Origin of the sequence: Peribacillus sp. Bi134 (assembly GCF_918698065.1) — a bacterium.
GTDB lineage: Bacteria > Bacillota > Bacilli > Bacillales > DSM-1321 > Peribacillus.
Window position 1 is genome coordinate 559385 of record NZ_CAKKLN010000002.1, and the last position, 15316, is coordinate 574700.

Here is a 15316-nt window from a genome sequence, read left to right on the forward strand (position 1 = left end):
TGGAATGGAAGGTGCGAGGCTCCTGCGGGAAAAGCGAGTCCAGGGGAGACCCCTCAGGCGCAAAGAGCGCCGAGGGGGCTCCCGGACCGTCCGGGGAAAGCGAGTGCCCTACGTTTCAATCAATGTTCCAGGTGATTTAAGAAATTTGCTTCCTTTCCGTCCCTAAACTTTTCTTCGAATTTGTCTATAGTCTGACTCTGAAGCATCCTGATTGGATGCTTTATTTTCTTTTCCCCTTTAGCATTTTTAAAATCCTAACCACCGATTTGAAGACGTGGATTGTAAAGAACCCTGTTCAAGATCATTTACCCACGTTGGTGTTAACCAAATCTTTTTCATTCCTCTAAAGCCTGTAATAAGCCCCCACTACTGATGATTTTCCTGAATAACCAACAACTTCATAAAAGTGCATACAATTTCGTGACATTGCTGCCTTTACCTTGTCTTAACAATTATCCTGCTGCTTTTTTACATAGCCTTGACATTGAGTTCATTTTCTTCACCTATAGTTAAATTAAATAGAAAAGATTAACGGGAGGTCATTCATTTGAATAGCACATGGAGTAAAAAGGTTTTACCGATTACACTAGTTTCGGCATTAGCATTTGGAAGTTTATCATGGTCCGCTGCGGATCATGTTTCGGCAAAGGGTAACCCAAAAAAAGAACCGGAAATCAAGAACGTGATTTTCCTGATCGGTGACGGCATGGGTGTTTCCTATACCTCCGCTTACCGGTATTTAAAAGATAACCCGGGTACGAAGGCGGCAGAACGGACCGAGTTTGATAAGTACTTGGTTGGCCAGCAGATGACTTACCCAGAAGACTCTGCACAAAATATAACGGATTCAGCTTCAGCCGCAACGGCAATGTCTGCAGGGGTGAAGACTTATAACGCTGCCATTGCAGTGGATAATGATAAATCCGAAGTCAAAACGGTATTGGAAGCAGCAAAGGAAAAAGGAAAAGCGACGGGATTGGTTGCCACTTCAGAAATCACTCATGCTACACCTGCATCTTTTGGCGCCCATGATGAAAATCGGAAAAACATGAATTCAATTGCAGACGATTATTATAATGATTTAATCAGGGGCAAACATAAAATTGACGTCCTATTGGGCGGTGGTAAGTCCAATTTTGTCCGGCCTGATGTCAATTTGGCGAAAGCCTTCGAAAAAGACGGTTACAGTTATGTGACTGATAAAAACCAAATGCTTAAGGACAAAAATGAACAGGTTCTTGGTTTATTCGCTTCTGAAGGACTCCCGAAAATGATTGACCGCCCAAGTGAAACACCTTCTTTGGAAGACATGACAAGTTCAGCGATCCAGCGTTTGAATAAAGATAAAGATGGATTCTTCCTTATGGTCGAGGGAAGCCAGGTCGATTGGGCCGGACATGATAATGATATCGTAGGTGCAATGAGTGAAATGGAAGACTTTGAAAAAGCATACAAAGCAGCCATGGAATTTGCGAAGAAAGACAAACATACATTAGTGGTGGCTACTGCGGATCACTCTACAGGAGGATTCTCGATCGGAGCCAAAGGAATATATAACTGGTACGGTGAACCGATCAAGGCAGCCAAACGCACCCCTGACTTCATGGCGGATGCCATTGTCAAAGGAGCCGATGTTGAAAAGACGTTAAAGCAATATATTAACCAAAATGAAGTGAAGCTAACTGATGATGAAATCAAAACGGTAACAGAAGCTGCAAAATCAAAAAATGTGACGAACGTCGATAATGCCATCGAAGCTATATTCGATAATCGGACCAATACTGCCTGGACTACTGGGGGACATACGGGTGAAGATGTTCCGGTCTACGCATACGGCCCATATAAAGAACGTTTTGCCGGGCAGGTCGATAACACGGATCAGGCCAAAATCATCTTTGATCTATTAAAGAAGTAATTACACTTCAGGGAGGGATTCAATGAACAGACTGATGATTGGTGCCCTGTTATTAACCGCATTTGGCGCTCTTAATACACAACCAGCTTACGAAGAAGAAACTACAGCTAAAGATAAAACAGAGGAAATTGCACGACCACTGGAAAAAAAGGATGTCTATGTTCCGAATCCACAGCTTCCTGATGATATAAACTTGAACCAGATCGGTCAGAATGTTTCTGATGCCAAAGGCGAATTAACTTTGAAGGCCTATAAAAAGGTGAATGAAACGCTCAATGTTGGCCCGATCGAGGTTAAAGTTAAAGAAATGAAAGTGATGCATGCCACTCCGGATTACAGCATGATTGATTTCTTCCACGGGTATACGCATGATGAAGATTTCGATATCGTAAAAGTGAACGTGGAAATCAAAAACAATTCGGATAAAAAAATTAAGTTTTCCCCAGTTGCTTTCCTTGAAACGGACAGGGGAGAACATCTGACATGGGAAGATGAGATCTACTTGGAAGAACTTACTGGTGAAATAGAAGGAAACGGTTCAAAAAGCGGAAACATTGGTTTCATTCTAAATGATGGAGACATATTGGGCATATCCCTCATGACAAGTGATGCGGTGGATGAAGAAGGGGAAGTCCTTGCAAAAGGCAAGTCAGCTGAATTCGCTTTTTAAAGAATATGTATAAATGGCTTGGAAAAATAAAATACTAGAACAAGTGATGGGGATTACTATCACTGAACGGAATATCCAAATCCTAATGATGAGGTGACACAGAATGAGCTATAAAGATCAATTAGATCCACATTCTCAAAAGTTTCACCATAATTGGACAAGACCTAAGCGTTCAAAATCTCAAGTTAATGGCCACACGCAAGAATCACAAACAAACATTATACTAAGAAGCAATGCAAAGGCTCACAGGTGGTAAAGGATATTTCCGACAAAGAAGGAGGCTCCCAGCGAGTCTTCTTCTTTATATTTAATCCAAAATCATCTAAACCGATCAAGGCATTCATGGCTTTTCACTCATAATTATGATACCATTTACCTTTAAGATTGAAGTGATGAGCTTGGCGTGAAACTGGAGTTTCGATTCCGATTGAAAGTTTCACTTTATACAAATAGAGGACGTGAATTGTAATGATTAAAATTGAAATCCCTGCAGCGGATATAAGCATCAAACAAAGAAAGCAAGTTATAGAAGGAGACGAAGCTGTCATTCCTGAAATTTACGGGTTTATCGATTTTCATTTGATTCCCCGTGATAAAGGCGGCATCATCTTGTTTTACAATGAGAATGATGAACTGATTTTTGTCGGTAAAGCCCGTAAGCTAAGACCAAGGGTCAAGAAGCATTTTGAGGATAATGTTTCTCCGATTAAAGAGCATCGTAATGAAGTCAAGAAAATTGACATTCTTTTAGTCGAAGACGCTATGGAACGTGAAATCTATGAAACGTACATGATCAATAAGCTTCATGCTAAATACAACGTCGACAAAGTGTTTTATAAATAAGAAACACCTATGAAAAGCTGACTGCATATGCACTCGGCTTTTTTGTGTTTATATATGTACAGAAATAATTTCGTACATTTACAGCAGCTACATGTTAGATTAACAATGTTGGTTTATATTTAGAGTATTCCAATACATTCTCAGGAGGAAGCTATTGAAGAAAATACTTTGTAAAAAGGTGTTAGTTATCTCGATCGGGACAGTGATTGCCTTTGGGAATTTAACGTGGTCCATGTCACAAGCTTCTAAGCTGGCGAAACAGAGAGAGATTGAAACTTTTGAACAAAAGACAGTAACATCTTCAGGGTGGGAAATGGCGGAATAAGCTCAGTAACCAATAATTTTTTTCCAATTACAACAAAGAAAAATGTATTGGATATTGGGACGTTGTTGATGAACAGCAGCTTGCAATAAGGAAGTACAATAAATGATAAAACTGCAATGGAGGTTCATTACACATGATGTTATGTGTGATTGGGCTTCCATTTGATTTTTGTTTTTAGTTTCATTAAGAATGTCAGTACCTTTCATTTATCCGTGATTGCACATGCTGCAGGTGTCGGAGCAATAGTGATTACATTTGTTCAGAAAAAGTATTCGGAGGCAATTTTGAAAAAAACTTGCAAATAATAATGATTACGTTTTATTATTAGAGAGTGTTTTTATATGAGTGATGGCTTCGGTGTTTAAATCGTAATCATTTTGATTTACGGACAGAAAAGAAATCAGGTAAAGGAGTGGTATAAATGGAGATGAAGGAAATTCCGGTTACGGTATTGAGTGGATACCTTGGGGCGGGAAAGACGACGCTTTTGAATCATATTCTTGAAAATCGGAATGACCTGAAGGTTGCCGTCATCGTTAATGATATGAGTGAAATCAATATTGATGCTTCACTGGTCAAACAGGGAGGGTTTACCCGGACCGATGAAAAACTGGTGGAAATGCAGAATGGCTGCATTTGCTGTACGCTTCGTGAGGATTTGATGATTGAAGTGGAGAAATTGGCGAAACAAGGGGACATCGATTACATCGTGATTGAATCGACCGGGATAAGCGAACCGGTACCTGTAGCCCAAACCTTCTCCTATGTTGATGAAAGCATGGGAATTGATTTATCGGAATCTTGCCGGCTTGATACGATGGTCACCGTTGTTGATGGGTATAATTTCTGGCAAGACTTCACTTCCGGAGAAACGCTTATTGACAGGATGCAGGCAACTGATGCTGCGGATGGCAGGGAAGTGGTCGATCTACTAATAGATCAGATAGAGTTCGCCAATGTCATCCTGTTAAATAAAATCGATCTGATGGATGCTGATGCCGTTGAGGAATTAAAGGCGGTTCTTCATAAAATGAATGCCGATGCGAGAATTATCGAAACAAACCATTCCAAGGTGCCGCTAAAGGATGTATTGAATACACATTTATTTGATTTTGAAGAGGCAAGCCAAGGAGCCGGCTGGATAAAGGAATTGAATGAAGAGCATATCCCGGAGACCTTGGAGTATGGGATTTCTTCCTTCGTTTACAGGAGGGGGGTACCCTTTCATCCCGAACGGCTGATGGAGTGGTTGGAAAACTGGCCCGTACAAGTGGTGAGGGCGAAGGGATTCCTTTGGCTGGCATCGAGAAATGATACGGCAGGCTTGCTTTCGCAGGCAGGACCGTCATTGACTTTACAAGCAGCCGGTAAATGGATTGCAGCTTACCCTGAGGAAGAACAGCGCCAAATTTTAAAGGAAGCACCTGAATTATTGGAACGGTGGAATGCAGTATACGGTGACAGGATGACGGAGCTTGTGATGATTGGCATTCAAATGAATCAACAGGAAATCGAAACTGAATTAGATCAATGCTTATTGACGGAAATGGAGATGCAGCAGGATTGGTCTCTTTATGAAGATCGATTGCCTGCATTTACGGAAACCGTTCATTAAAAAACTTTAGGAGGAAATAGAAATGAGAGTAAACATTACGTTAGCATGCACAGAATCAGGGGACCGAAATTATATTACGACGAAAAACAAGCGGAATAACCCAGACAGGATCGAATTGAAAAAGTACTGCCCGCGATTGAAGAAACACACGCTTCACCGTGAAACGAAGTAGTTTTAAGGTTTAAATCGTAATGATTATGTTTTATCAAAGAGAATGGATGTAAAAGGAGGGAAGTTCATGTTGGAATGGATCATTGTTGGCGGAGGCATTCAAGGTATCACGATGGCTGCATTTTTACTTAAGTCAGGAAAAACCATAGTGGACCAGCTGGCGATTGTTGATAGAAATGAAGAACCATTGGCAAGATGGAAGCATTGTACGGAAGTCATTTCAATGCCATATTTACGTTCTCCTTCCGTCCACCATCTGGATGTGAATCCATTCAGCCTGCAGAAGTATGTGAAAAAGGAAGACTGGAACAAATTGAAATGGGTTTTTGAGGAATATATCGGGAGCAAGACAGGCAGCGGAACGAATTGTGAATAGTTTATAGATTTAATAAAATCAAGATTTTTAAAAAAGGAGAATTAAAATGGCGAAAAAATCCAAGGTGATAAAAGCGGAAAAACAGCTGGTAATGGTCGAAAAGTATGCAAAACTTAGAAAGGAATTGAAGGAGAAAGGGGATTATGCCGCATTGGCCAAACTCCCTCGTGACTCTTCGCCGACAAGGGTTCACAATCGTTGTGGAGTAACGGGAAGGCCCCGTGGATATATGCGCAAATTCAACATGTCACGTATCGTTTTTAGGGAACTGGCTCATAAAGGGCAACTGCCGGGTGTCAAAAAGTCAAGCTGGTGAAGCGGGGAGTTCTAAATCATTCATTAGAAAAGGAGCCCTTGTTAATCAAGGGCTCCTCAGTTTGGCGACAAAAGGGGTATGGAGTCCGAATAAAGGGCAGTGTAGTGCTTTTTCCTTGTTTATACGGATGAAACCCCATTAGATTGAAGAAATTTGCGACACTCCTGCCGAATAACTGGCTAGCCGAGACCCCACAGCCGCTTGCGGTGAGGAGGCTTGGCAGACAGTCGGCGGAAAGGGAGCGGATTTCTTAAATCAACTGGGACTTTAATTAATTTGTTTACAGTCTGAGGAGCCCTTGTTAAAAACATGGGCTCCTTCCCATTCAAAAGTGTTGCTTACTTGACTGCCTTTAATGCTTGTTCAGATATATAGAAGTCTTTTCCGTTGTAAACAGTTATGGCATTTATTTCCTTTTGCTTAGTGGATTTAGGGGTCTTGCTGATAACGATATTCTTATTTGCAGGCAACTCTACTTTTTGCTGCCCCTTTTTCGCTACGAAAACCGGGTTATTCGGGTCTGTAACATCAATACGGGTTGAATATCCTTTTTTCTCAAAGGAATCTTTAGCATTCATGTATAGTTTATTCGATAAATTTTGTAAATCAAAGCCCATGAATTCGGCCATTTTTTTAGCGAGGTCTGAATTCTCCACTAATCCAGTCGGTTTTGAAGGGCCATAAGAATACAGGAATACGTCCTCCCCTGTATGACCGCCTGTTGTAAAGCCAATGTTGGCACGGTTAGCAAGCAGCTTTGTCATTTCAGTACCTATGTTTTTAGAAGAGGTAAGTTTTGCTGTTTCTTCAGAAGTCAGATCATCAAGTCCATACAGTGCTGCAACTTCTTTTAGATTGGAATGATCTGGTTTTAACTTACTTAAAGCTCCTTCAACAGTCATCTTCGCTTTCTTTAATGGATCGATATAGGCTGATACGGGAGTTTCCGGGTAGGAGGAGTTCGTGTTTACGTTACCCATTGTAATTCCGCTGTTCCCATGGTCCGTTACAGCAATGACCATCGTGTTTCCGTCATTTTTTGCAAACTTAAGGGCTTCGTTCACCGCATCATCAAAAGCTAAAGTATCACTAATCATTCCAATCGTGTCGTTTCCGTGAGCAGCCCAGTCAATCTTGCTTCCTTCGACAAATAAGAAGAAGCCATCTTTATCTTTTTTCAAGGTTTTAAGGGCTTTGTTGGTCATTTCAGCCAAAGTGGGCTCACTTGGCTTTGTTGTTTCACGATCAAAATCATATGCCAGTGCACTTGGTGCAAAGCTGCCCCAAATTTTATTCGATTTAGAGTTTAACAGCTCGTCACGGGTTTCAACAAAATCATACTTGTCTTCATCAAGCACTTCCAAAAGGTTTTCTCCATCAATTCTTGCATTTTTTGTTTTACCAGGTAAAAGGGATTCCTTGCCCCCTCCCAAAACGACGTCAATCCCCTGATAAACCTGCTGTTCCGCAATATCACCATAATTGCTTCGATGTGTCACGTGAGCGGAGAAGCCTGCGGGTGTAGCATGCTGGATTTCAGATGTAGAAATGATTCCAGTAGCCTTTCCGGCTTGTTTTGCACCCTCCAAAACGTTAGCGACTGGTTTATGGGCATTTTTCGGATTAACCGGATCGAGCCCTGGAGAATTAACGATGGCTGGCAGGACACCGACAAATTTATCATTGGATTTATTTCCTGTCGCAAGCGCTGTTGCTGCAGGAGCTGAGTCTGTAATGGCCGATTCAGCAGAATATGTACGCATGCCGCCAGACAGCATTTCGTCCATGGCTAGATTACCGCCTTTATACCACCTTGAAAGGGTTGTGGCTCCTGTACTTGTCCCATCCATCACCATCATGATGACGTTTGTTGGTTCTTTTTTCTTGTCTTTGGCCTGAACATCTTCCTTCATAGTTGAAAGACCCAGTGATGAAATGGCTACCGCGCCCGCTAACGTAATTCCTGCTACCTTTTTGCTCATTTTCCCCAAAATGCATACCTCCAAAAATATTATTACTTTTAGGATAAATGCAGAATATTAAGAAATTACTTCAGTTAAGTAAAGAAAGGTTTTTTATCTGTAAATTTTGCTAAAATATTGAAGAAGCGTTAAAAAAGCAGAAGTCTCTAAGACTCTGCTTTTTTAGTATGCTTTTTACCTTTGGAAAAATTCAATCCACTCTTTTTCCGGTCCATAAACGTAGAAATAGCGATAACCATTTGGAAGGGTGACGATCTCTTCATCAATCAGCTCGGTGTTATCCAAGCTTTTGATCCGGGCATATTCACCTTCGATATCATCCACGGTAATGGCAAAATGGTGGATCGTTGCTTCGGATGGCAGTGTGTCGCTATATCCCTGAATCAATTCTATTTCTGTTTCGTCAGACTCTTCGTAACCGAGGAATGCCAGTTCGATTACCCCATTAGTATGAGTCATGCGTGCTTTTAATTTTAATTCAAGCACATCTTGATAAAAGGCGATGGATTTTTCAAGATCTTTTACAACAACGCCAACGTGATCGACCCTCTTAACAGCCAAGAAATCTTCCTCCTTCATTAAATCCAGATTCAATTTGCTAATATTAGTATATATAAGATTATTCGGAATTAAATTACATTTTTATAGCCGTTTTTAGATAATTTTTTAAATGATGTTAATAAAGGGAAAGTATTGGTAAATAATGAAAAAAGATAAATAGCTTATGGGATAATAGTTTTCTTCCATAATATCTATTGATTGATTCTTTTCATGTAAGAATGAAATTTAACATTTTCCAGGGCAAAAATTTGTTTCTAAATGGATTAGTAGATATACTATGGAAACAACTCCATTATTAATGGATATGAGAGGAGAGGTAGTATGGGAAAAATTCGTGAAGGTGAAATTTTCACCCTTACTGATGACAGTGATGAAGGTCATGAAGTTGAGGTTTTAGGTTCATTGGATGTAGAAGGAACGGAATATGTTGCAGTAGGTTTGCTTGAAGATATTGAAGAGGATACAGATGAAGATATCGATATTTTCTTTTTCAGGGTCGAAGGTGAAGGTGAACTGCTCGATATCGAATCGGATGAAGAGTTCGAAAAGGTATCATTGGCGTTTGAATCGGCATTTGAATCGAAAGAATGACAAGATAAAAGGACTGCACAATGTGTGCGGCCTCAGTTTGCAGACAAAAAGGTTGCGGAATGACACCATTCCGCAACCTTTTTGAGTTAAGCGAGGGCCTGAAGGCAAATTGTACAAACCTTTAAAAAACTGTAGATAAACTCGAATTTCATCGAGTTTGTCTACAGTCCGAGACGCACATTATGTGCCGCCTTTTTTATATGTATAAAGAAAGTATTGGCCCCGCCTTCGCCAAATACCATGATAGCCACGCGTGCTATCCAGCCTTACTTAAGTATAGGGTTGTATTATTGATAGGACGTGTATTTCGTATGAAGATTTTGTTAATAAACGGAGTATTTTTCCATCTGCGAGGCATAGGATAAAAAAAGTGGAGGTGATGGAATGGCCGTTGTAAAGCATACTGATGCCGATATAGCCTTATTGGCAAGATTGCTTAGGGCGGAAGGCGAGGGCGAAGGTGATCAGGGCATGTTGATGATCGGTAATGTAGGGGTCAATCGGATTAGGTCGAATTGTTCCGATTTCAAAGGGCTGAGGACGATTCCAGACATGATCTATCAGGATCATGCCTTTGAAGCTGTACAGAAGGGGTATTTTTATCAGCGGGCAAGGGACAGGGAAAAAAGACTTGCACGCCGGAGTGTAAATGGTGAAAGGATTTGGCCCTCGAAATTTAGCCTATGGTACTTCAGGCCACCGGGAGATTGTCCGGCAACCTGGTATAATCAGCCCCTGGTTGGACGTTTCAAGCTTCATTGCTTTTATGAACCAACAGGTACAGAATGTCCAAATATTTATAATACATTTTAAGAAAGAGGCTGAACCTTATGGGGGGTTGGCCTCTTTGTGCATCAATCCTTAACTTGGAAAAAGCATATGATAAAACTGGCAAATGATTTACTGATACTGTAAAATTGAGACTGTAAATTTCCGGATAAGAAAGGAATAAAAAAATTGATGAGTAAAAGGCTTATTAATTATGGACAAGGGCAAATGGGGGAACAGACGGAGGATAATACCGAGAAATTTAAGTCTTTCATGGAGAACAACCCGGACGCCATTTCCATTGTTGATCTGGAAGGAAAGACCCTTCAAGTGAATGCAGCTTTTGAAGAGTTTTTCGGTTGGACGAATGATGAGCTCATAGGCATGCCGTTTCCAATTATTCCGGATTTCTTGAAGGAGTCAGTCAATGAGTTGCATGACCAGATTAAGGCAGGGGTACAAAGGAAAGGCTTTGAAACGGTCAGGTTAAGGAAGGATGGCCAGTTAATCGATGTAAGCATTTCCCTGTTCAATATCCTTAATGATGAAAATGAGCCGAGTGCCCTCGTTTTCGTTTATCGGGACATCACGAATCAAAAACTTGCTGAAGCTGCCTTGAAGGAAAGTGAGCAAAGGTATCGCAGTTTAGTTGAAGTGTCACCTGAAGCGATTTTTGTACATCGCAATGGGATAATAGAGTACATGAATCCCATGGGGGCAAAAATGCTTGGGATGGATAGTGTCGAAGATATTATCGGTAAATCGGTTTTTCAGTTCGTTCACCTGGAATCCCGGGAAAGTGTACAAAAAAGAATCGAGATCATGAGGGACGATCATCAGGCTGTTGGTTTACTGGAACAAAAGTTCATCCGACTTGACGGACAAGTATTTTATGGAGAAACACTCGGTCTTCCGATTATATATAAAGGTCAACCGGCCATACAGGTATTTTGCAGGGATATTACGGAGCGTAAAAAGACCGAAGAGCTGCTCTGTAAATCCAATATGTTATCGGCGGTAGGACAGATGGCTGCGGGCATCGCACATGAAATAAGAAATCCATTAACTACGGTCAAAGGATTTTTACAATTATTAAGGGAAGATCCTGAGCAAAAGGACTATCTTGAAATGATGGTCAGTGAAGTAGAAAAAATCGAAAACCTGGCAAATGAGTTTTTAAGTTTAGCAGAGCCTGAAGCGAAGGTTTGTGAATTCATTCAGCTTAACGATATATTGGATAGTGTAATTACGTTAGCTGAGTTTCAAGCGATATTGAATGATGTCGAAATCATCAAGGAATATAATACGGATTCGGCATCTGTATTTGGCGAGCCGAATCAGTTAAAACAAGTATTCACGAATGTCGTCAATAATGCGATAGAAGCCATGCCGAATGGCGGCAAACTTCATATAGAGTTAAACCATGAAGGTGACTCTGCAATGATCCGGTTCATTGATCAAGGCTGCGGAATCTCAAATGAGCGCATGAAGCATCTAGGCCAGCCTTTTTATAGCACTTCTGAAAAAGGAACTGGGTTTGGGCTCATGGTCAGCACTAAAATCATCCATGAGCATAACGGGGAAATTCATTTCAGCAGCGAAGTGGGAGAAGGGACGATTGTAGATATCAGTCTCCCTATCAATGAAAGTTCACAATGAAAAGTGACGAGAAGCCATGCTCTCGTCACTTTTTGGATTATAGCTTAACGATCGTTCTGCCTCTTGCTTCCCCTTTTAATAGGGTAGGAAGGACGTCAGGCAATTCTTCAAGTGTAATTTCCTGTTGAATGAGCTGTTCTAAATGCTCGAGTTTAAAATCGGTGGCAAGACGATGCCAAACTTTCAATCTTGTATCCATCGGGCAATTGACCGAATCGATCCCAAGAAGATTAACCCCTCTTAGGATGAAAGGAAAGACGGTGGAAGGAAGGCTTGTACCAGCTGTCAATCCACTGACCGCCACAGCCCCGCCATACTTGATTTGGCTAAGGACCGATGCTAACGGTTCACCGCCGACGGGATCTACCGCGCCGCTCCACTTTTGCTTGCCCAGTGCCCGCAGCTTGCCATCATATACATCTTCTCGTGATACAATGGTCGCCGCACCGATTTTCTTCAAGTATCCATGTTCCGACTCTTTTCCTGTACTCGCCTCAACGGAATAGCCAAGTTTAGAAAGGATCGAGACAGCGAAACTGCCAACCCCGCCAGTTGCACCAGTGACGAGAACGCTCCCTTGCTCAGGAGTGAGGTTATTTTCCTCCAATCGCAGAACCGATAGTGCTGCAGTGAAACCGGCCGTTCCGATGATCATCGCCTCTTTCATTGTAAGGCCATCAGGTAACGGGACGATCCACTCTGCAGGAACACGGGCAAACTGACTATAGCCTCCTGATTGGGAAACGCCAATCCCATAGGAGGTCGCAATGACTTCGTCTCCTTCTTTAAAGCGGGAATCCTCAGATGAAACGACAACACCAGCCATATCAATGCCCGGAACGATCGGATAGCTGCTGACGATGTTTCCGTTCGGAATGGCTGCAAGGCTATCTTTATAGTTCACACCGGAATAATGAACGCGGATGAGCACTTCGCCTTGAGGTAGATCATCAAGTGATAGTTTCTGAATGTTAACGGTGAATTGATCATCTTGCTTGTTCACGACTAAAGCATCAAATTGCTGAATCATGGTACATTCCCCCTTATAATAATGAATCTACTCCATTATAAAAGAAAAAATATAGGAATGTATAATGATACAATTCGAAATAAGTAGCGCTTGCTTTTCTTTCTGCTTCTAAAAGTGGTACTATAAGATTTGATTCAGTTCATATTAAAGGAGATGTTTTACATGGCTAAAAAAGGATACATACTTATGGCAAATGGGGAAAAAATCGAATTCGACCTTTTCCCGAACGAAGCACCGAACACAGTGGCTAACTTCGAAAACTTGGCAAACACAGGATTTTATAATGGTGTGGTCTTTCACCGTGTAATCCCTGGTTTCGTAAGCCAAGGCGGAGATCCAACAGGTACAGGCGCAGGCGGAAGCGGCACGCAAATCAAATGTGAAACAGAAGGAAACCCTCACAAACATGAGGCTGGAAGCCTCTCAATGGCACATGCCGGAAAAGATACAGGCTCAAGCCAATTCTTTATCGTGCACGAACCACAACCACATCTTAACGGCGTTCACACAGTATTCGGTAAAGTGACATCTGGATTAGAAACAGCCAAAGCTATGAAAAATGGCGATAAAATGGAAAAAGTCGAAGTTTTTGACGCTGAATGATGAAGCGAAAAGAGGGGGCATTATGCTCCCTCTTTTTTTTGCACTGTTCATGAAAAAACAGGGGAAATATAGACTCATTTTGGTGTGATGCTTTCAGTGAAACGATATTTGACCTCTGTCAAGGTTTCTGAAATATCCCATAATCTTTTTGAAGTTTCTTCATTATATAAGGTATCGATGATATCGTCTTTTCTAGGAAAGCCTTTTCTGCTCTTCTTTCCATCGGGTCCGATGTACACCCCGCCTGTTAATGTAGGTTCCGTTGCGGCATAAAGGGTAGGCAATGCTCCCATACTTGCCGGCTGGGTGATGGTTTTCGAAAGAAAGTGCACGATTCTATTTATGGGTTTGCCAGATCCGCGTGACATGAGATTAGTATGGGAAAGGCCCGGATGACAGGCAACACTGATCTGACTTGCACCATGCTGGGTGAATTTGTTCTGTAATTCACGGGCGAAGAGTAGATTGGCCAGCTTGCTTTGCCCATAGTATTTCATTGGTTTATAACCGTTTTCACCATTTAAGTTTTCGAAGTCTATATATCCATTGATGGCGGCCAAGCTGCTCAATGTGACCACACGCGATTTTGGCGTAGAAAGGATTAGCGGAAGAAGGAGACCTGTCAAAGCAAAATGACCGAGATGATTGCTGCCGAATTGCAGCTCAAAACCATCCTTCGTCTTACTGTATGGCGGAATCATCACACCTGCATTATTGATGAGGACGGAGAGTGAGTCATAGTTTTCCTGAAAGGAATCAGCAAAATGCCGAATGCTGCTTAAATCACTTAAATCCAGCTGCATCACGCGTACATTTGCCTTATGGTGGACCCCTAAGATTCTATCGACCGCCTTTTCTCCCTTTGAAGCATTCCGGACAGCAAGGATGATTTCTGCCCCCTTACCCGCCAGTGCAAAAGCCGTTTCGAAGCCAAGCCCACTATTGGCACCAGTAATCACAATGGTTTGCCCTGATGCATCTGCCATTTCTTCGCCATTCCACTTTTCAATCATCCAACCACACCTTTCCACACAGTCTATACCTATCATATACCCAAATAATTCCTATATGTCACATACTGTGGCGGGAATCAGGTGCTGAATTCTATTTTTTAAAAAATTAGCCGCCCATTAAGTAATCCATTATATTTTTCATGATCAGAATGACGGTTACTATGATAAATAATACTCTTACATAGGCCACTCCCTTTTTAATAGCAAATTTAGAACCGGCCAACGCTCCTGCTATCATGGAGATCCCCATCGGTATTCCATAGGAAAAATTGACGGTATCAAGGAATATGAACATGATCAGTGCTGCCAAATTACTTCCGAAGTTCAAAAATTTTGCATTTCCTGCAGAGTGCAAAAAATCAAAGCCAATCATTAAAAAGGCAAACAAAATGAAAGATCCCGTTCCAGCGCCCAAAAACCCATCATAAAAACCAATCGCAAATATAGCGAACGCAAATAGTGCAGCCTTTTGCCATGTGAGTTTATGGTAAGTCGATTTCTGGCCCCAGTCCTTTTTAAAAAAGGTATAAATGGCAATAGCTATTAATAGAACCAAGATCATTGGCTTTAATAATTCAGGCGAGACGAAATTGACAACCCAAGCTCCTAGCAGGGAACCTATGAAAATCAATGGGAAAAGTTTGGAAACCAATTTGAAATCAACCTTACCTGAGCGAATGAAGGCAATGGTACTTGTTAAAGACCCCATGGAACTTGCTAACTTATTCGTTGCGATCGCTGCTGACGGGGAAAGTCCTGAAAATAATAAAGCGGGTATCGAAATCAGGCCGCCGCCGCCGACCACAGAATCAATGAATGCTGCCAAAAATCCGAAAAACATCAGCAGCAAAAGTGTTGAAATTTGTATATCTTCCATC

18 protein-coding genes are annotated in these 15316 nt (G+C 41.6%); 13 read left to right on the plus strand and 5 right to left on the minus strand.

Going from position 1 to position 15316, the window contains the following annotated elements; all coding sequences use genetic code 11:
• Positions 1–547: 547 nt before the first annotated feature.
• The 9 genes from LQ188_RS05665 to rpsN all read left to right on the plus strand — a co-directional run bounded on the left by LQ188_RS05665 (position 548) and on the right by rpsN (position 6231).
• The gene (locus LQ188_RS05665) at positions 548–1915 is read left to right on the plus strand and encodes an alkaline phosphatase (protein ID WP_290370093.1); all 1368 of its coding nucleotides are present in this window, start codon (positions 548–550) and stop codon (positions 1913–1915) included.
• Between the two features lie 22 nt (positions 1916–1937).
• Positions 1938–2585, plus strand: coding sequence for a DUF4352 domain-containing protein (locus tag LQ188_RS05670; RefSeq protein WP_230176236.1), 648 nt, complete (start codon positions 1938–1940; stop codon positions 2583–2585).
• A gap of 103 nt (positions 2586–2688) precedes the next feature.
• Positions 2689–2841 carry a YpzG family protein gene (locus tag LQ188_RS05675; RefSeq protein WP_072272311.1) on the plus strand — a complete coding sequence of 51 codons (153 nt, stop codon included), beginning with the start codon at positions 2689–2691 and terminating at the stop codon, positions 2839–2841.
• Between the two features lie 206 nt (positions 2842–3047).
• Positions 3048–3428 (plus strand): nucleotide excision repair endonuclease, encoded by a 381-nt coding sequence (locus LQ188_RS05680; RefSeq protein ID WP_170946990.1) that lies wholly within the window; start codon positions 3048–3050, stop codon positions 3426–3428.
• 154 nt (positions 3429–3582) lie between these two features.
• The gene (locus tag LQ188_RS05685; RefSeq protein WP_156500230.1) at positions 3583–3753 is read left to right on the plus strand and encodes a hypothetical protein; all 171 of its coding nucleotides are present in this window, start codon (positions 3583–3585) and stop codon (positions 3751–3753) included.
• A 421-nt stretch (positions 3754–4174) separates the two neighbouring features.
• Positions 4175–5368, plus strand: a complete 1194-nt coding sequence (locus tag LQ188_RS05690; RefSeq protein WP_290370094.1) for a GTP-binding protein — start codon at positions 4175–4177, stop codon at positions 5366–5368.
• Between the two features lie 22 nt (positions 5369–5390).
• Complete coding sequence (gene rpmG, locus LQ188_RS05695; protein WP_034310390.1) at positions 5391–5540, plus strand: 50S ribosomal protein L33; 150 nt, start codon at positions 5391–5393, stop codon at positions 5538–5540.
• 66 nt (positions 5541–5606) lie between these two features.
• A complete protein-coding gene (locus LQ188_RS05700; RefSeq protein WP_230176237.1) occupies positions 5607–5915 on the plus strand; it encodes a hypothetical protein in 309 nt (102 codons plus the stop codon).
• A gap of 46 nt (positions 5916–5961) precedes the next feature.
• A complete protein-coding gene (gene rpsN / locus LQ188_RS05705; protein ID WP_101223571.1) occupies positions 5962–6231 on the plus strand; it encodes a 30S ribosomal protein S14 in 270 nt (89 codons plus the stop codon).
• 338 nt (positions 6232–6569) lie between these two features.
• Here rpsN and LQ188_RS05710 read toward each other — a convergent pair whose 3' ends face one another.
• Positions 6570–8213, minus strand: coding sequence for an alkaline phosphatase (locus LQ188_RS05710; protein ID WP_230176277.1), 1644 nt, complete (start codon positions 8211–8213; stop codon positions 6570–6572).
• 174 nt (positions 8214–8387) lie between these two features.
• Positions 8388–8774 (minus strand): VOC family protein, encoded by a 387-nt coding sequence (locus LQ188_RS05715; protein ID WP_230176238.1) that lies wholly within the window; start codon positions 8772–8774, stop codon positions 8388–8390.
• Positions 8775–9095: 321 nt separating this feature from the next.
• Between LQ188_RS05715 and LQ188_RS05720 the strand changes: the two genes are divergently transcribed.
• The 3 genes from LQ188_RS05720 to LQ188_RS05730 all read left to right on the plus strand — a co-directional run bounded on the left by LQ188_RS05720 (position 9096) and on the right by LQ188_RS05730 (position 11792).
• Positions 9096–9365 (plus strand): DUF1292 domain-containing protein, encoded by a 270-nt coding sequence (locus LQ188_RS05720; RefSeq protein ID WP_101223569.1) that lies wholly within the window; start codon positions 9096–9098, stop codon positions 9363–9365.
• 384 nt (positions 9366–9749) lie between these two features.
• On the plus strand, positions 9750–10178 hold the full coding sequence (locus tag LQ188_RS05725) for a cell wall hydrolase (protein WP_230176239.1): 429 nt from the start codon (positions 9750–9752) through the stop codon (positions 10176–10178).
• A gap of 147 nt (positions 10179–10325) precedes the next feature.
• Positions 10326–11792 (plus strand): PAS domain-containing sensor histidine kinase, encoded by a 1467-nt coding sequence (locus LQ188_RS05730; RefSeq protein WP_230176240.1) that lies wholly within the window; start codon positions 10326–10328, stop codon positions 11790–11792.
• Between the two features lie 37 nt (positions 11793–11829).
• Here LQ188_RS05730 and LQ188_RS05735 read toward each other — a convergent pair whose 3' ends face one another.
• Positions 11830–12822, minus strand: a complete 993-nt coding sequence (locus tag LQ188_RS05735) for an acryloyl-CoA reductase (protein ID WP_101223567.1) — start codon at positions 12820–12822, stop codon at positions 11830–11832.
• 162 nt (positions 12823–12984) lie between these two features.
• On the opposite strand from LQ188_RS05735, the gene LQ188_RS05740 reads away from it, so the two are divergent.
• Positions 12985–13425, plus strand: coding sequence for a peptidylprolyl isomerase (locus tag LQ188_RS05740; protein ID WP_095679904.1), 441 nt, complete (start codon positions 12985–12987; stop codon positions 13423–13425).
• Positions 13426–13499: 74 nt separating this feature from the next.
• Here the strand turns inward: LQ188_RS05740 and LQ188_RS05745 are convergent, their stop codons facing one another.
• Positions 13500–14438, minus strand: a complete 939-nt coding sequence (locus LQ188_RS05745) for an oxidoreductase (RefSeq protein WP_230176241.1) — start codon at positions 14436–14438, stop codon at positions 13500–13502.
• Between the two features lie 106 nt (positions 14439–14544).
• Positions 14545–15315: a TSUP family transporter gene (locus LQ188_RS05750; RefSeq protein WP_137020268.1), complete on the minus strand. Its 771-nt coding sequence runs from the start codon at positions 15313–15315 to the stop codon at positions 14545–14547.
• Between the last annotated feature and the right edge of the window lies 1 nt (position 15316).